At 75.4% G+C, this 17,354-nt stretch carries 13 protein-coding genes, 1 pseudogene and 1 riboswitch; of the genes and pseudogenes, 9 read left to right on the top strand and 5 right to left on the bottom strand.

Features of this window, described 5'->3' with window-relative positions; all coding sequences use genetic code 11:
• Positions 1-36 precede the first annotated feature (36 nt).
• From SM450_RS10605 to SM450_RS10590, 4 genes and pseudogenes are all read right to left on the bottom strand, one after another.
• On the bottom strand, positions 37-1,473 hold the full coding sequence (locus SM450_RS10605; RefSeq protein WP_474619526.1) for a glycine hydroxymethyltransferase: 1,437 nt from the start codon (positions 1,471-1,473) through the stop codon (positions 37-39).
• 18 nt (positions 1,474-1,491) lie between these two features.
• Positions 1,492-1,581, bottom strand: a riboswitch (ZMP/ZTP riboswitch).
• A 133-nt stretch (positions 1,582-1,714) separates the two neighbouring features.
• The gene (locus SM450_RS10600; RefSeq protein WP_474619525.1) at positions 1,715-2,215 is read right to left on the bottom strand and encodes a hemerythrin domain-containing protein; all 501 of its coding nucleotides are present in this window, start codon (positions 2,213-2,215) and stop codon (positions 1,715-1,717) included.
• 68 nt (positions 2,216-2,283) lie between these two features.
• A complete protein-coding gene (locus tag SM450_RS10595; RefSeq protein WP_474619524.1) occupies positions 2,284-2,637 on the bottom strand; it encodes an NAD(P)H-hydrate dehydratase in 354 nt (117 codons plus the stop codon).
• A gap of 41 nt (positions 2,638-2,678) precedes the next feature.
• A pseudogene (locus tag SM450_RS10590) lies at positions 2,679-2,804 on the bottom strand (histidine phosphatase family protein); the annotation flags it as partial.
• A 161-nt stretch (positions 2,805-2,965) separates the two neighbouring features.
• Here SM450_RS10590 and SM450_RS10585 point away from each other — a divergent pair.
• From SM450_RS10585 to SM450_RS10555, 7 genes are all read left to right on the top strand, one after another.
• Positions 2,966-3,295, top strand: coding sequence for a hypothetical protein (locus SM450_RS10585; RefSeq protein WP_474619523.1), 330 nt, complete (start codon positions 2,966-2,968; stop codon positions 3,293-3,295).
• A gap of 63 nt (positions 3,296-3,358) precedes the next feature.
• Positions 3,359-6,967, top strand: coding sequence for a DUF4132 domain-containing protein (locus tag SM450_RS10580; RefSeq protein ID WP_474619522.1), 3,609 nt, complete (start codon positions 3,359-3,361; stop codon positions 6,965-6,967).
• A complete protein-coding gene (locus SM450_RS10575) occupies positions 6,964-8,094 on the top strand; it encodes an ATP-binding protein (protein ID WP_474619521.1) in 1,131 nt (376 codons plus the stop codon). The genes SM450_RS10580 and SM450_RS10575 overlap by 4 nt, the downstream gene beginning before the upstream one ends.
• Entirely contained in the window at positions 8,091-10,397 is a 2,307-nt protein-coding gene (locus SM450_RS10570) for a DUF5682 family protein (protein WP_474619520.1), read from the top strand. The genes SM450_RS10575 and SM450_RS10570 overlap by 4 nt, the downstream gene beginning before the upstream one ends.
• Positions 10,394-11,506, top strand: coding sequence for a VWA domain-containing protein (locus tag SM450_RS10565; RefSeq protein WP_474619519.1), 1,113 nt, complete (start codon positions 10,394-10,396; stop codon positions 11,504-11,506). Before SM450_RS10570 ends, SM450_RS10565 begins: the two co-directional genes overlap by 4 nt.
• Positions 11,507-11,517: 11 nt before the next feature.
• A complete protein-coding gene (locus tag SM450_RS10560) occupies positions 11,518-13,545 on the top strand; it encodes an SWIM zinc finger family protein (RefSeq protein WP_474619518.1) in 2,028 nt (675 codons plus the stop codon).
• Positions 13,546-13,585: 40 nt separating this feature from the next.
• Positions 13,586-14,560, top strand: a complete 975-nt coding sequence (locus SM450_RS10555) for a DNA polymerase domain-containing protein (RefSeq protein WP_474619517.1) — start codon at positions 13,586-13,588, stop codon at positions 14,558-14,560.
• Between the two features lie 4 nt (positions 14,561-14,564).
• Here SM450_RS10555 and SM450_RS10550 read toward each other — a convergent pair whose 3' ends face one another.
• Positions 14,565-15,071, bottom strand: a complete 507-nt coding sequence (locus tag SM450_RS10550; RefSeq protein WP_474619516.1) for an Lrp/AsnC family transcriptional regulator — start codon at positions 15,069-15,071, stop codon at positions 14,565-14,567.
• 72 nt (positions 15,072-15,143) lie between these two features.
• Here SM450_RS10550 and pdhA point away from each other — a divergent pair, with 72 nt between their 5' ends.
• Both pdhA and SM450_RS10540 read left to right on the top strand, forming a co-directional pair.
• Positions 15,144-16,349 carry a pyruvate dehydrogenase (acetyl-transferring) E1 component subunit alpha gene (gene pdhA, locus SM450_RS10545; RefSeq protein ID WP_474619650.1) on the top strand — a complete coding sequence of 402 codons (1,206 nt, stop codon included), beginning with the start codon at positions 15,144-15,146 and terminating at the stop codon, positions 16,347-16,349.
• Positions 16,349-17,353, top strand: coding sequence for an alpha-ketoacid dehydrogenase subunit beta (locus SM450_RS10540; RefSeq protein ID WP_474619515.1), 1,005 nt, complete (start codon positions 16,349-16,351; stop codon positions 17,351-17,353). Before pdhA ends, SM450_RS10540 begins: the two co-directional genes overlap by 1 nt.
• Position 17,354 lies beyond the last annotated feature (1 nt).

Below are 17,354 nucleotides of genomic sequence, written 5' to 3'. Positions count from 1 at the left end.
CCCCTGCCGCTCGCGGGGCAGGGGCGCGGACCGTCCTCAGCCCAGGTCCACCTCGGGATAGAGCGGGAACGGGGTGAGCAGGTCGGCGGCCTGCTTGCCGACCTGCTCGGCGGTCGCCGGGTCCAGGACGTACTTCGCCTTCGACGGGGCGCCGTCCGGGCCGGTGCCGGCGGTGGTCTGGGTGAGCACGGTGTGGATCAGCTCGGCGGTGGCGTCCATCTCGGCGGCGCCGAGGCCACGGGTGGTAAGCGCGGGCGTGCCGATCCGGATGCCTGAGGTGTACCACGCGCCGTTCGGGTCCTGCGGCACCGCGTTGCGGTTGGTCACGATGCCGGAGTCGAGCAGCGCCTGCTCGGCCTGGCGGCCGGTCAGGCCGTACCCGGAGACGTCGATGAGCACCAGGTGGTTGTCGGTGCCGCCGGTGACGAGCGTCGCGCCGCGGCGCAGCAGCCCGTCGGCGAGCGCCTGCGCGTTGTCGACGATCCGCTGGGCGTAGTCGGCGAAGTCGGGGCGGCGGGCCTCGGCAAGCGCCACCGCCTTCGCGGCCATCACGTGCGGCAGCGGGCCACCGAGCACCATCGGGCAGCCCCGGTCGACCTGGTCGGCCAGCTCCGGGCCGCAGAGCACCATGCCGCCGCGCGGGCCGCGCAGCGACTTGTGGGTGGTGGTGGTGACGATGTGCGCGTGCGGCACCGGGTCGAAGTCGCCGGTGAAGACCTTGCCGGCGACCAGTCCGGCGAAGTGCGCCATGTCGACCATGAAGGTGGCGCCGACCGAGTCGGCGATCTCCCGCATGATCCGGAAGTTGACCTTCCGCGGGTACGCCGAGTAGCCGGCGACCAGGATCAGCGGCTTGAACTCCCGGGCCGCCTCGGCCACCCGGTCGTAGTCGATCAGGCCGGTGGTCGGGTCGGTGCCGTAGCTGCGCTGGTCGAACATCTTGCCGGAGATGTTCGGCCGGAAGCCGTGGGTGAGGTGGCCGCCGGCATCGAGCGACATGCCGAGCATCCGCTGGTTGCCCAGCTCCCGGCGCAGCGCGAACCAGTCCGCCTCGGTGAGGTCGTTCACGTGGCGCACCTGCGCCTTCCGCAGCGCGGGGGACTCGACCCGGTCGGCGAGGATCGCCCAGAACGCGACCAGGTTGGCGTCGATGCCGGAGTGCGGCTGCGCGTACGCGTGGGCGGCCCCGAACAGCTCCTTGGCGTGCTCGGCGGCGAGCGCCTCGACGGTGTCCACGTTCTGGCAGCCGGCGTAGAAGCGGCGCCCGACCGTGCCCTCGGCGTACTTGTCGCTGAACCAGTTCCCCATGGCCAGCAGCGTCGCGGGGGAGGCGTAGTTCTCGCTGGCGATGAACTTCAGCGACTCGCGCTGGTCGGCCAGCTCCGCCCCGATGGCGTCCGCCACCCGCGGCTCCACGGCGCGGATCACCTCGAGCGCGCTGCGGAAGGCGGTGGATTCGGCGTTGTGCGACATGCGACCTCCTGGTGACGTGCGGAAGGCCCAGGCGCTCGGCATGCGTCCTCGTGACGAGGCCGCTCCCCGATGGTGCTCCATCTCCACGCGCCAGTCACGGCCTGTGGAGATCCTAGCGGTCCACCCCGGTCCGGGCCCGCGGGGAGGTGCAAGGCGGGGGCCCCTATTAACGCATTCTGCATAGGCGGGGGCCCCGCTTAACATCCACGTGTTAAGCGGGGCCCCCGCCTTACCTCCGGGTTCAGGCGGTCACGGCGTCGCGCGCCTTCTTCAGCGCCTTCGGGGCGGTCGGCGTCTTCGGCGCCTTCGGGCGCAGGTCGAGCATGCGCTGGCCGATCTCCTGGAGCTGGTTACGGCCGAGCGCGTCGCGCACCTTCGGGAACCACTCCTGCTCCTCCTCCTCGACGTGGTGCAGCACGTTCTCGATCAGCACCGTCGTCTTGGCGACGTACCGCTCGTCGTCGGGGTCCATCGCGTGCAGTTCGAGGCAGAGCACGTCCGCGACGTGGTGCTCCTCGTACGACTCGAGGATGTCGTCCTCGACGTCGGGCACCAGCTTGCGGACCTCCGGGTACATCACCTCGTTCTCCAGGTAGGTGTGCACCGTCAGCGCCTCGAGGATCTGCCCGACGATCTTCCCGCGCCGGCTCGCCGGCCCGTCCTCGGCGTCCTGGAAGGCCTTGAACAGTCGGCGGATCTCTTTGTGGTCCTCCTTGAGCAGGACGATCGCGTCGGTGGACACCTGTTACCTCCCATGTCGGCTGATAACGCCCCCTGTACCCCCGCCCCGATCGCCACAAACCGCGCGGATCAGACGGTAGCCAGCGTGTACGGGATCTCGTCCAGCAGCTCCCGGGCGAGGAAGCCGATCCGGCCGTACCGGGGCACCAGCCGCTGCCCGCTCACCGCGTGCGCGAACGCCGCCCAGCAGGCCGCCTGCGCCGGGTCGGCGCCACGGGAGAGCAGTCCGGCGAGCAGCCCGGCCCGCACGTCGCCGCTGCCGGACGTGCCCAGCCCGGCGTCGCCGCTCTCCTCCCGCCACGCCCGGCCGTCCGGGGTGGCGATGTGGCCGTACAGCGAGACCACCGCCTCGTACCGGCCGGCCAGCTCCACCGCCTCGGCGTCCAGGTCGTCGCCGGTTCCTCGGGCAGGCCGGCGAGCCACCGCCCGGTGGCCCGGGCCTGCTCCTCGCCGGTGGGCGACAGCGGCACGTCCGCGTCCTGGTGGGTGAGGTCGATCAGCTCGGCACCGGACGTCTCGGCCGCGGTGGCCGCGACGTTCGCGGTGCTCTCGCCGTGCCGGACGATCCAGAGCGCTGCCAACTCCGCCATGCGGCTCCCGGTACCCGGGGTCCGCGCCCGGTAACCGCGCCGGCCCGGTGGGTGTGCGCGGCCCCCTCGTCGCCGGGTTCCCTGGTTCGGGGCTGCGCCGGCCAGCATCGACACGGCGCAATGTCCGCCGGGCGGATCCGGTCCGCCGGGGGGAGGTGGGCATGTCGACGGTGGTGCGGGGGCTGCGCGAGGCGCTTGTGCTCTTCGTGATCGCGGTGACGGTGATCGCCGTGGCGGTCGGCATCTGGGTCATGATCAGCGGGGGCGGCTTCGTGCACCGGTTGGGTGTGGCGTTCATGCTTGTCGGTGGCCTGATCGGGATGACCGGCGACCTGACGTTGAGCCGGATCGGCATGCTGCCGGCCCGGTCCACGTTCGGCCTGGCGCCGGAGCGGGAGGACGGCGGCGGTGGCCGGGTGCTCACCGGCGTCGGCATCTTCCTGTTCGTCCCGATTCCGTTGATCGTGGTGGGGATCCTGCTGGTCTCCTGATCTCCGCGCTGTCGGTGGGGCCGGTTATGGTCCCCGCACACTGCGGGCGATCAAGGAGACGGTGTGCGCAGATTCGAGTTCGTGGGCGGCAGCTCGGCCAAGTTCTGGGAGGTCGGGCAGCGCGACGCGACAGTCACGGTCCGCTATGGGTCCATCGGCGCGCCGGGCCGCACCCAGGTCAAGGAGCTGGGCTCGCAGGCCGAGGCCGCCGCGCACGCCGACCGGCTGGTCGCGGAGAAACTGCGCAAGGGGTACGCCGAGACGACCGCCGCGCCCTCCGCCGGGCACCCCGGATCGCCCGGCGCCGACCGGGCCGGAGTGCCGTCGGCCACCGCGCTCGCGCCGCCCGCCAGAGCCGAACTGCCGGACGAGGACGTGTTCGAGGTTCCGGCCGCCTGGCGGCGGATGCTGATCCCGCGCCCCGGCGGCACGCCCGGACCGGCGCTCCCCACCGCCGCGAAGGGGCGCGCCGCCGGCCGGAAGGTGCTGGACTCGGTGGCCGTGGCGCTCGCCGCGACCGCGACGGCCACCGAGGACCCGGAGCTGGGCCCCGCGCTGCGCGGCTACCTCGACGGCGAGTCCAGCCCGCTGGGCGGGGCCGCGCTTGTGGTGGGCGTATCCGCGGCGCTCGGCTATCGCGCGCGCGGCCAGCAGGGGCAGGCGCTCGCCGACCTGCTGGTCGCTGATCTCGGCCCGGCCGGCGCGGCGGTCGCCGTGACCGAGCGGGCCACCGTGGCGGCCACCGGGTCGGGTTCCGCGCTGCGCCGCGGCGGGGCGAACGGTCACGGCCAGTGGCGCCTGAGCCAGTCGGTGCTGCGCCGGGTCCGGGCGCACCTCGCGGCGGCCGGCGACGACGACTACGCCGCGGCCCGCGCGGCGTTGGCTCCGTACCGTTCCGGGCCGCTTGCGGTGCGGGCGGTCACCTCGTTCCTGCTGGCCACCGAACGGGAGTGGGTGGCCCAGGACGTCGCCGACGTGGCGCGCGACGGGGGTCAGTCGCTCGCCGAGTTGCTGCTCGGCGCGGTCGACGACGTCGACGCGATCCACGCCCTCGCCGGGCACCTGCCGGTCTACCTGCTGATGTACGACCAGATGCCGGTGGTCACCGCCACCGCGGCCGTCGGGTCGCCGATCGCGCCGGTGCTGGCCGGCTGGTTCGACCACGAGCACACCGGCGCGGAGGGGCAGCAGCGGCTGGTGTCGCTCATGTCGGCCCTGCCCGGCGACGAGCCGATGGCGGCGCTGCTCGACCGGCTGGACCGCAAGTACGTGTCGCCCGCGGTGACGGAGATGCTGCGCCGCTTCCCGGTGCGCGGGGTGCGCCTGCTGTCCGCTGCCGCCGACGGGCGGGCCGCTGCCGCGCGGGACGCCGCGACACTGTTGCGCGCGCACGTACTGGCCAATCCGGAAGCCGTGGAGGCGGCGCTGCCGGCGCTCACCCCGACGCAGCGGGAGCGGGTCGAGCGGGTCCGCGACAGCGCCTCGGCGCTGCCGGTCGCCGGTCCGGACCGCCTGCCGGAGCTCCTGACGACGCCGCCCTGGTCGGTCCGCCGGGCACGATCCGCCCCGCCGGTGCTGAACGGGCTGGACCGGCCCACCGGGTCCGCGACGGCCTGGCTGCCGGGGGAGCGGGAGCGGTGGGCCGCGATCGTGCCCGCCTGGTCCGGCTACTGGCGGGGCGACGACCTGACGGTGCTCGCCGCCGAGGTCGCCGCCGGCCGGGCCGGGTCCTACGCCGCGATCTACTTCTTCGTCCGGGCCGGCGAGAAACTGGCCAGGTCGCTGCTGCCCGGCTGGCGGCCCGACGAGTCCTGGGGCGCCGACCGGTGGATGCTCCGCCTCGCCGGCCGGTACGAGCTGGACGCGCTGCCCGCCGCGCTGCACCTGGCCCGCACCGCGCCGAAGAGCGTCGGCGAGGTCCTGCTGCCGTACACCGACGGCGAGGTCGCCGCCCTGATGGCCGACTGGCTGGACCGGCTCAAGTCGGTCCGCCCGCTCGCCCGGGCCTGGCTGCGCCGGCACCCCGGGTACGCCGCGCGGGCGCTGCTGCCCGCCGCCCTCGGCGAGACCGGGCCGAGCCGCCGCGCCGCCGAGCGGGCCCTGCGCCTGGTCGCCGCGGAGCACCGGGACGCGGTCCTGGGCGCGGCCCGGGAGCACGGCGAACAGGCGCTCGCCGCCGCCACGGCGATGCTCGACGCCGACCCGCTCGCCCAGCTCCCGGCCCGGATGCCGGCGACGCCGGCGTGGCTGGACCCGGTGGTGCTGCCGCCGGTGCTGCTGCGGGACCGGTCGGCGGCGCTGCCGGCCGAGGCGGTCCGCCACCTCTGCACCATGCTCGCCGTCTCCGCCCCGGGCGAGCCGTACCCGGGCCTGGAGATCGTCCGCGCGGCGTGCGACGGGGACTCCCTGGCGGAGTTCTCCTGGGCGCTGTTCGAGTGTTGGCAGGGCGCCGGCGCGCCGTCGAAGGACGGCTGGGCGTTCACCGGGCTCGGGCTGCTCGGCGACGACTCGACCGCGCGGCGGCTCGCGCCGCTGATCCGGGCCTGGCCGGGCGAGGGCGGGCACACGCGGGCGGTCACCGGCCTGGAGGTGCTGGCGCAGATCGGCAGCGACGTGGCGCTGATGCACCTCTACGGCATCTCGCAGAAGGTGAAGTTCCGGGGCCTGCGGGAGCAGGCGGCACGCAAGGTCACCGAGGTCGCCGACGGGCTGGGCCTGACGCCCGAGCAGCTCGGCGACCGGCTGGTGCCCGACCTCGGGCTGGACGCCGACGGCAGCCTGGTCCTCGACTACGGGCCGCGCCGGTTCACCGTCGGCTTCGACGAGCAGCTCAAGCCGTACGTGATGGACGCCGCCGGCACCCGTCGCAAGGACCTACCCAAGCCCGGCGCCCGGGACGACGCGACGCTGGCGCCCGACGCGCACAAGCGTTTCGCCGGGCTGAAGAAGGACGTGCGCACGCTCGCCGCCGACCAGATCCGCCGGTTCGAGGCGGCCATGGTGACCGGGCGGCGCTGGCCGGCCGCCGACTTCCGCCGCTACTTCCTGTCCCACCCGTTGCTCTGGCACGTCGTGCGCCGGCTGGTCTGGGCCACCGTGGACGACACGGGCGAGGTGCGCACCGCGTTCCGGGTCGCCGAGGACCGCACGCTCGCCGACGCCGACGACGAGACGTACGCGCTGCCGGACGACGCCACGGTCACCGTCGTGCACCCGCTGCGGCTCGGCGCGGCCGTCGCGGCCTGGGCGGAGGTCTTTGCCGACTACGAGATCCTCCAGCCCTTCCCGCAGCTCGGCCGCGAGGTGCACCGGCTGGACGCGGCCGAGCGCGAGGAGGCGCTGCTGCGCCGGCACATGGGCGTCACCGTCCCGGCCGGGCGGCTGCTCAGCCTGGAGCGGCGGGGCTGGCGGCGCGGCATGCCGCAGGACGCCGGTATGCAGTCCTGGCTGGAGCGGACGGCGCCCGGCGGCCGGGCCGTGGTGATCGACCTCGACCCGGGCATCGCGGTCGGGGTGGTGGACATGTTCCCCGACCAGAAGATCGAGGCGATCTGGGTGAACGACGTGCCGCGCGGTGACTGGTTCCAGCGCGGCGGCAAGGTCCGCCTCGGCGAGCTGGACGACGTCACCGTCTCCGAGGTGCTGCGCGACCTGGCGGAGGTGACCAGGTGACCGCGGTCGACCCGGCCGCCGAGCAGGCCCAGCGGCCCCCGGCCGTCGAGCGGGCCCAGCGGCCCCCGGCCGAGGTGCGGTACGCCGACGAGCTGGCGGTGCTGGCCGCCGACGACCGCGACCCCCGCCCGCCCGGCTGGCGGTTGAGCCTGCGCGCCGCGCGCCGGTTCATCCTCGGCGACCCGGCGGCCGGCATCCGGCGCAAGTTCGTCGGCGACCCGTCGCTCATCGACCGGGCCCTGGTGGCGCTGGCGACCAGCCGCGGACTGATGCTCGTGGGCGAGCCCGGCACCGCGAAGTCGCTGCTGTCGGAGCTGCTGGCCGCCGCCGTCAGCGGTGACTCGACGCTCACCATCCAGGGCGGCGCGGCCACCACCGAGGACCAGATCCGCTACTCGTGGAACTACGCGCTGCTTGTCGCGGACGGCCCGTCGCCGCGCGCGCTGGTGCCGGCGCCACTGCTGCGCGGCATGGCCGAGGGGCGGGTGGTCCGCTTCGAGGAGATCACCCGCTGCCCCCTGGAGGTGCAGGACTGCCTGCTCTCCCCGTTGTCCGACCGGGTGCTCGCCATTCCGGAACTGCCGGGCGCCGACGCCATGGTGTTCGCGCGCGAGGGGTTCAACGTGATCGCCACCGCGAACACCCGGGACCGGGGCGTCAACGAGATGAGCGCCGCGCTGAAGCGGCGGTTCAACTTCGAGACCGTCTTCCCCATCCCCGACCTCGGCACCGAACTGGAGCTGGTCGAGGCGGAGGCGGGCGAGCTGCTGCGCCGCTCCGGCGTGACCGCGCCGCCCCGGCGGGACCTGCTGGAGGTGCTCGTCACCACGTTCCGCGAACTGCGGACCGGGATCACCGAGCGGGGCGACGCGATGGAACGGCTGTCCGCGGTGATGAGCACCGCGGAGGCGGTCTCGGTGGCGCACGCGGTCGGGCTGCGCGGCTGGTTCCTGCGCGGCGAGCCCGGCGACGCCGCCGACCTGGTGGCCAGCCTGGCCGGCACCGCCGCCAAGGACGACGCGGAGGACCTGGCCCGGCTGCGGCGCTACCTGGAACAGCAGGTGCCCCGCCGTGCGGGCGCGCAGTGGCGGGCGGTGCACGACGCCCGGCACCTGCTGCCCGGGTGAGCGCCGCCGAGGCGCCGGACGGCGTCACGATCCTCGGGGTCCGGCACCACAGCCCGGCCTGCGCCCGGCTGGTCGCCGCCACCGTGACCGCGCTGCGTCCGGCGTACGTGCTTGTCGAGGGGCCGGCGGACCTGAACGGGCGGATGGACGAGCTGCTGCTCGACCACGAGCTGCCGATCGCCGTGTTCACCGCCCACCGGGACGGCACGCGGCGGCACGCCTCCTGGAGCCCGTTCTGCGCGTACTCCCCGGAGTGGGTGGCGCTCACCGCCGGGCGGGACATGGGCGCGCACCTGCGCTTCATCGACCTGCCCGCGTGGCATCCCGCGCTGTCCGGTCGCGCCAACCGGTACGCCGACGCGGACCAGCGGTACGCCGAGGCGGTGCGCCGGCTCTGCGCCACGCTCGCCGTGGACAACGTGGACGCGCTCTGGGACCACCTGTTCGAGATCGGCGGCGACGACGGGCTGGCCGAGCGGCTGGACACGTACTTCGACGTGCTGCGCGGCGAGTCGGCGGCCGGGGCGGAGGACACCGCCCGGGAGGCGTACATGGCCCGCTGGGTGCGCGCCGCCCGGCGCCGCGCCGCCGGCCGGCCGGTGCTTGTGGTGACCGGCGGGTTCCACCGTCCCGCCCTGGTCCGGCTGACCGCCGAACCGGGCGAGGACGAACCAGACGAGGACTGGCCGGAGGTGCCTGCCCCGGCGCCGGACGCGGTGGCCGGCAGCTACCTGGTGCCGTACTCGTTCCGGCGGCTCGACGCGTTCGTCGGCTACCAGTCCGGCATGCCGTCCCCGGCGTTCTACCAGCGGGTCTGGGAAGACGGCCCGCGCCGGGCCGCGGAGGCGCTCACCGAGGCGGTGACGGCCCGGCTGCGCGCCCGGCGGCAGCCCGTCTCGACCGCCGACCTGATCGCCGCCCGGACCGTGGCCGGGGGCCTGGCCCGGCTGCGCGGCCACGCCCACCCGGCCCGGGTCGACGTGCTCGACGCCCTGGTGTCCGCGCTCGTCACCGACGCGCTCGACCAGCCGCTGCCGTGGGCGTCGCGGGGCAGGCTGGCGCCCGGGGCCCACCCGGTGGTGGTGGAGATGGTGGCCGCGCTCAGCGGCGACCGGGTGGGCCGGCTGCACCCGGACACGCCGCTGCCGCCGCTCGTGCACGACGTCGACGCCGAGCTGGAACGGCATCTGATCGACCCGCGCGAGGCGGTCGAGCTGGACCTGACCGACCCGGACGACCTGGCCCGCAGCCGCCTGCTGCACCGGCTGCGGCTGCTCGACGTGCCCGGCCACACCCGCGAGCGCGGCCCGCGCGTGGGCGCCGACGCGCTGCTCACCGAACGCTGGTCGCCCGCGCCGTCGGCGGACCGGCTCGCCCGGGTGATCGAGGCCGGTGGGTACGGCCCCACCGTCCTCGACGCGGTCACCGCCCGGATCGAGGAGCGGGTGACGCTGCTCGGCGGCGACGTGGACGCGCTCGCCACCACGCTGTTCGACACCGCGCTGGCCGGGCTGCCCGAGCACTCCACCCGGACGCTCACCGCGATCGCCCGCGCCACCGGCTCGGTCACCGACCTGCGGGCCCTGGGCCGGGCGTTGGCCGTGGCGCTGGCCCTGTGGCGGCACGACCGGCTGCTCGGCAGCGCCGGGACGGCCCCGCTCGGCGCGCTCATCACCGCCGCCGTACGCCGGGCGCTCTGGCTTGTCGAGGGCGTGCGCGCCACGGCCGTGCCGGCCGATCCGGGACGGCTCGCCGCGCTGGTCGCGGTCCGTGACGCGGTCCGCCACGCCGGCCCGGCGCTGGGCCTCGATCCGGCCGCCGTGCTGGCGGTGGCCGGGCGGGTCGCGGCCGACGCGGCGGCCCCGCCGGACCTGCGCGGCGCGGCCCTCGGCCTGGCCTGGTCGCTGGGGGCCGCGCCGGACGCCGCCCGCGCGGTCCGGGCGGTGGCCGCGCCGGACACGCTCGGTGACTGGCTGTCCGGGCTGTTCGCGCTGGCCCGGGAGGAGGTGGTGGCCGGCGACGCCGCGCTGCTCCCGGTCGTCGACGAGCTGCTGGCCGGGATGGGCGCGCACGACTTCCTGGTGGCGCTGCCGGCGCTGCGGCAGGCGTTCGGCTGGTTCCCGCCACGCGAGCGGGCTGCGGTGGCCCGGCACGTCCTGGCGTTGCACGGCGGCGACGCGGCGGCCGGTGACGTGCTGCGCCTGGACGTCGATCCGCTGCTGGTGGCCGCCGCCCGCGCGGTGGAGGAGCGGGTCGACGCGGTGCTGGCTCGGGAAGGGCTGTGGGAGGGGGACCTGACGTGACGGATCCGATGCGGGAACGCTGGCGGCTGGTGCTCGGCGACGCCGCGCAGGACAGCCTGGGTGGGCTGTCGGCGGAGGCGGCCGGCCGGGACGCGGCGCTGGACTGGCTCTATGGCCGCGACGCCGATCTCGGCCGCCGCGACGTGCGGCGCGGCGGCGCCGGCCCGTCCGCGCTGACCACCGTGGACTGGCTGGACGGGATCGGCCGGCTGTTCCCGAAGGAGACGGTGGAGCGGCTGGAGCGGGACGCGGTCGAGCGGTACGGCATCCACGACGTGGTCACCGACCCGGCGGTGCTGGCCCGGGTCGAGCCGAACCCGGCGTTGCTGCGCGCGGTGCTGCGCACCAAGCACCTGATGAACCCGGAGGTGCTGCGGCTGGCCCGGAAGCTTGTCGAGGCGGTGGTTCGGCAACTTGTCGAGCGGCTGGCCGGGGAGGTGCGGCAGTCGTTCTCCGGGCCCCGGGCGCGACGGCCCAGCCGGTTCCGGCAGGCACGCAACTTCGATGTGCGGCGCACCATCAGGTCGAACCTGGCGCACTGGCAGCCGGGCGAGCGCCGACTGCACGTACGGCAGCCGCACTTTTTCTCCCGCACCCGCCGCCACCTCGACAGGTGGCAGGTGATCCTGTTGGTGGACCAGTCCGGCTCGATGCTCGGCTCGGTGATCCACGCCGCGGTGACCGCCGCCTGCCTGTGGGGGCTGCCAGGCGTGCGGACGCACCTGGTCGCCTTCGACACCGAGGTGGTCGACCTCACCGCCGACGTGGACGACCCGGTGGAGCTGCTGATGAAGGTGCAGCTCGGCGGCGGCACCGACATCGCCCGCGCGGTGGCGTACGGCGCTCAGCTTGTGGAGAACCCGCGCCGCGCCATCGTCGCGCTGGTGTCCGACTTCTACGAGGGCGGGGACGCCGGGCGGCTGGTGCGGTCGGTGCGGCAGCTCGTCGAGCAGGGCACGCAGGTGCTGGCCCTCGCCGCGCTGGACGAGGAGGCCGACCCGGCGTACGACCGGGCGACCGGGCAGCGGCTCGCCGACGTCGGCGCGGCGGTCGGCGCGATGACGCCGGGTGAGCTGGCCGCGTTCGTGGCCGAGCACGTGGGCCGGTAGGGAGACGAGGCATGACCCGCGCCGACCTGATCGCGCTCACCCCGGACGTGCTGACCGCGCTCAGTAACCGGGGCCTGGTGAGGCGCGCCACGAAGGACGTCGACGCCGGCGGGTGGCCCACGCTCACCGAGGACGCCGACGGCGCGGTGCGCGCCGCGTACCCGGACGGGGTGACAGTCGAGCTGCCCGGGGACGGCGTCGGTCTGGACGCCGGTCGCTGCTCCTGCCCCGCGCCGGGCCTGTGCCGGCACCTGCTCGCCGCCGTGCTGACCTACCAGCGCACACACGCCGACGCCACACCGAACCGGGACGCCACGCCGGACCGGGACGCCCCGCCGGGCCGGGAGGCCGTGCCGGACCGGCACAGCCCGGCCGGCGGTGGCGAGCCGTGGCGCTGGTCGCCGGGGGACGTCACCGACGACGAGCTGGCCGCCGTGGTCGGCGCGCCCGCGCTCGCCGCCGCCGGGCGACGGCGGCGGCGCGGCTATCCGGCCGTGGTCCGGCGACCGGACGCCGCCGACCCGGTCCCGCGGGTGGAGCTGCCCACCGGCACGGTCCGCTTCCTGGTGCCCCACCAGATCGGGTACGCGCGCGGCGACGCGGCCGACGACGGTGGCGAGGCGATCGCGCTCGCCGTGTGGGCGTGCCGGGCGGCCGACCGGGAGCACCCGGACCGGCCCGAGGTCCAGGTGCGCGTCGGCGGGCCGGCCACCGTGGCGGACCTGCCGGCGCTGGACGCGGCGGTGGCGCTGGCCGGCGACGTGCTGCTGACCGGTGCCGCGCACCTGGGCGCCGGCGTGGACACCCGGCTGGCGGCGGTCCGGCGGGACCTCGACGCGGCCGGGCTGCGCTGGCCACTGCTGGCGGTGGAGGACCTGGCCGGGCAACTGCGGGCGTACGCCACCCGCGGCGCCCGGTACCGCCCGGAGACCCTGGCCGAGCTGCTCGCCGAACTGCCCGCACGGCGGCGCGCGGTGGTGAACGCGGGCGCGACACCGCCGGAGCGGGTGCTCGGCGCGCACGAACCGGCGGAGACGCCGCTGCGACGGCTGCGGCTGACCGGTCTCGGCGCCCGGGTCCGGGAGAGCGCCGGGGAGGTCGCCGTGGACGTGGTGCTCGCCCATCCGGCGGCCGTCTCGGTGCTGGTGCTGCGGCGCACCTTCCCGGCGGCCGACGGCTCGCCCACCGGGCACGAGCTGGCCGGGCGGCGGGTCGCCGGAGCCACGCTCGGCACGCTCGCCACCGGCAACGTGGTCTCCGAGTCGGCGGTACGCAGCGCCGCGCACCGGCTCCGGTTCGCCGCCGGACGGCTGGCCCGCACCACGGTCACCCCCGGCGCCGGGGAGTGGTCCGGGCTGCCGCCCGGCCTGCTGGCCGGTAACCCGGACGCGCTCGCCGCCGAACTGGCGGCGCGACCGCCCCGGCTGCTGCGTCCCCGCGCCGCCGCCGAGTCCGTCCGTGTGCTCGCGCTCGGCGAGGTGCGCGCCATCGGGTACGCGGCCGGTGAGCAGCGCTTTGACGCCACGGTGACCGGGGCCGACGGCGGCACGGCGACGGTGACCGCGACGCACCACGGTGCCGCGCCGGGCGCGCTGGACGCGCTCGCGGCGGCGCTCGACGGCACGCACGGGCCGCCGCGCTACGTCAGCGGCACGGTGCGCCGCGGCCCCGACGGGCTCGTGGTCGAGCCGCTGGCGGTGGTCGCCGACGCGGTGGTCGTACCCGACTTGGCGCCCGGCGCCGGGGACGGGCGGCTGGCCGGCGCGGTCGCCGCCCGCCCCGATCCGGTGGCGGCGGCACTGGGTACGGCGTCGGCGCTGCTCGCCGAGGCCGCGCACACGGGCCTGCGGCACCTGCCGGCCGGCTTCCCCGGGCGGCTGGGCGCGAGCGCCGGCACCCTGGCCGAGGTCGGCCTGGACCGCTGCGGCGCGGCGCTTGCCGAGCTGGCCGGGACGCTCGGCGTCGACCCCGGCGAACCGGCGGTCCGGGCCTGGGTGGACGCCTGGATCCGGTTGGGGGTGACGGCGGAGTCCCGGTGAGCGGGTCCGCACGACCGGGCAGGGTCGCTACCGTGGTGCGGTGGCGACCACGGCGGCGCAGGAGATCCGGGTGGGGGAGCGGCTGGTCCGCGTCTCCAGCCCCGACAAGCCCTACTTCCCGGAGCGCGGGCTGACCAAGCTGGACGTGGTCCGCTACTTCCTCTCCGTCGGCGACGGGGTCCTGCGCGCGCTGCGGGACCGGCCGACGATGCTGGAGCGCTGGCCGCGCGGGGTGTTCGAGGGCGCGAAGGTGGCCACCCGGCAGACCAACAAGGGCGACGCGTTCTATCAGAAACGGCTGCCGGCGGGCGCGCCCGACTGGGTGCGCACCGCGCACATCACGTTTCCCAGCGGCCGGACCGCCGACGAGGTCGCCCCGAGCGAACTGGCCGTGGTGATCTGGGCGGCCAACCTCGGCACGCTGCGGTTCCACCCGTGGCCGGTGTCGAAGGCCGACGTGGAGCATCCCGACCAGCTGCGCATCGACCTCGACCCGATGCCGGGGGTGGAGTTCGCCCGGGTGGTGCCGGTGGCCCACGAGGTGCGGGCGTTCCTCGCCGAGCTGGGCCTGGCGGGGTTCCCGAAGACCACCGGCGGCCGGGGCATCCATGTCTACGTGTCGATCGAGCCGCGGTGGAGTTTCGGCGAGTGCCGGCGGGCGGTGCTGGCGCTGGGCCGGGAGATGCAACGCCGGCTGCCCGAGGTGGTCACCACCACGTGGTGGCGGGAGCAGCGCGACCGGCCGGTGTTCGTCGACTACAACCAGATGGCCCGCGACCACACGATGACCTCGGCGTACTCGATCCGGCCCACCCCGCGTGCGCTGGTCTCCGCGCCGCTTGACTGGGCCGAGCTTGACGACGCCCGGCCGGAGGACTTCGACGTGCTCAGCATGCCGGCCCGGTTCGCCGAACGCGGCGATCCGCACGCCGGCCTGGACGGGCGCCGGTTCTCCCTGGAGCCGCTGCTGGAGCTGGCCGACTCCGAGGGCCTGGAGCCGCCGCCGGAGCGGTAGCGGGTCAGGCCCAGGGGCTCTGCGTCCCGTCGAACTCCTCGAACACCAGCCAGGTGCGGGTGGAGAGCACCCCGGCGATGCTCTGCACCCGGTCCAGCACCACGTCCCGCAGCGTGGCGTTGTCCGGCGCGCGGACCAGCGCCAGCACGTCGTGCTCGCCGCTGAGCAGCGCCGCGTGCTCGATGTAGCGCACCTGGGCCAGCTCGGCCGAGACCTCCCGCCAGGTGTTCTGCTGGATGGTCAACGCGATGTACGCCGACGTGCCCAGCCCGGCCGGCTCCGGCGCCACCCGCGCGGTGAAGCCGGTGAGCACCCCGTCGCGCAGCAGCCGCTCCACCCGGGCGTACGCGTTGGTACGCGAGACGTGCACCCGTTCGGCGAGCGTCCGGATCGAGAGGCGGGCGTCGGCGACCAGCTCCCGCAGGATCTTCCGGTCCACCTCGTCGAGCGGCCCGGCCGAACGTCCCGTTCCGCCCGCCGCGCCCGCTGTGGTCCCGGTCTCCTGGCTCACTTCGCTCACCCTTCCGTGCCAGTCGTCCCGCGTTCGTCGCGGATGTTGAGTCAATCATCCATCCGCAGGAGCATAGGCCCACCACACGTCCAGGAGGTCCCCGCCGTGACGACCACACCCCAGGCGGTCCGCAGGGCATCCCCGCGCACCCGCCGGCCGGCCACCCCGGCCGCCGAAGACCCGTCGGCCGGCCTGCTCCCGCAGTCCGAGCCGGTCCGGCTGCTCGACCCCGACGGCACCCCGCTGCCACCCCGCGACGACTACCCCGAACCGCCGGTGGAGACGTTGCGCGAGATGTACCGCCGGATGGTCGTCGGACGTCGCTTCGACACGCAGGCCACCGCCCTGACCAAGCAGGGCCGGCTCGCCGTCTACCCGTCCGCCCGGGGCCAGGAGGCATGCCAGATCGGCGGCGTGCTCGCGCTGCGCGACACCGACTGGGTCTTCCCCACCTACCGGGAGTCGATGGCGCTCACCGCCCGCGGCCTGGACCCGGTCGAGGTGCTCACGCTGCTGCGCGGCGACTGGCACTGCGGGTACGACCCGGCCGCCACCCGCACCGCGCCGCAGTGCACCCCGCTCGCCACCCAGTGCGTGCACGCCGCCGGCCTGGCCTACGGCGAGTCGTACCAGGGGCGGGACACCGTGGCGCTCACGTTCATCGGCGACGGCGCCACGAGTGAGGGCGACTTCCACGAGGGCGTCAACTTCGCCGCCGTGTTCAAAGCGCCTGTGGTCTTCCTGGTGCAGAACAACAAGTACGCGATCAGTGTGCCGCTGTCCCGGCAGACCGCCGCGCCGAGCCTGGCCTACAAGGGCGTCGGCTACGGCGTGCCGAGCGAGCAGGTCGACGGCAACGACCCGGTGGCCGTGCTGGCGGTGCTGAACCGCGCGTTCGCGCACGCCCGGTCCGGCCGGGGCCCCTACCTGATCGAGGCACACACCTACCGGATGGAGCCGCACACAAACGCCGACGACCAGACCCGCTACCGCGACGCCGACGAGGTCGAGGCGTGGCGCGACCGCGACCCGATCGCCCGGCTGGAGGCGTACCTGCGGGCCCGGGGCGTGCTCGACGACGCCGCGGTGGCGGCCGTCGCCGAAGAGGCCGAGGCGTACGCCGCGACGCTGCGCCGCCGGATGGACGAGCAGCCGACCGTGGACCCGCTGAGCCTCTTCGACCACGTCTACGCCGAGCCGACGCCGCAGCTCATCGAGCAGCGTGAACTGGTCCGGGCCGAGCTGGCCGCGGCCGACGACGAGGAGGGGGACGCCTGATGGCCACCACGACCATGGCGAAGGCGCTCAACGCCGCGCTCGCCGACGCGATGCTCGACGACGAACGGGTGGTCGTCTTCGGCGAGGACGTCGGCCAGCTCGGCGGCGTCTTCCGGATCACCGACGGGTTGCAGGCCCGCTTCGGCGACAAGCGCTGCTTCGACACGCCGCTCGCCGAGGCGGGCATCGTCGGCTTCGCGGTCGGCCTGGCCATGTCCGGGCTGCGGCCGGTGGTCGAGATGCAGTTCGACGCGTTCGCGTACCCGGCGTTCGAGCAGATCGCCTCGCACGTGGCGAAGCTGCGCAACCGCACCCGCGGCGCGCTCAGCGTGCCGATCGTCATCCGGGTGCCGTACGCCGGGGGCATCGGCGGCGTGGAGCACCACTGCGACTCGTCCGAGGCGTACTACGCGCACACCCCCGGGCTGAAGGTGGTCACCCCGGCCACCGTCGACGACGCGTACTCGCTGTTGCGGGCCGCGATCGACGACCCGGACCCGGTGGTGTTCCTGGAGCCGAAGAAGCTCTACTTCGGCAGCGCCGAGGCGGAGCTGCCGGCGCGCACCGCGCCGATCGGCACCGCCGTGGTGCGCCGCCCCGGCACCGACGCCACGCTCGTCGCGTACGGCCCGGCGGTGCCGGTGGCGCTGGCCGCGGCGGAGGCGGCCCGCGAGGAGGGCTGGGACCTGGAGGTGGTCGACGTGCGCAGCATCGTGCCGTTCGACGACGTCACCGTCACCGAGTCGGTGCGCCGCACCGGCCGCTGCGTGGTGATCCAGGAGGCGCAGGGCTTCGCCGGTGTCGGCGCCGAGATCGCGGCCCGGGTCCAGGAGCGTTGCTTCCACGCGCTGCACGCGCCGGTGCTGCGGGTGTCCGGGCTGGACATCCCCTATCCGGCGCCGATGCTTGAGCACACCCACCTGCCCTCGGTGGACCGGGTGCTCGACACCGTGGCCCGGTTGCAGTGGGACGACCGGCCCGACACCCGGTGGGTGGCGGCATGAC

Source organism: Micromonospora marincola (genome assembly GCF_056150385.1).
This window is presented reverse-complemented; position numbering and strand designations above follow the sequence as displayed.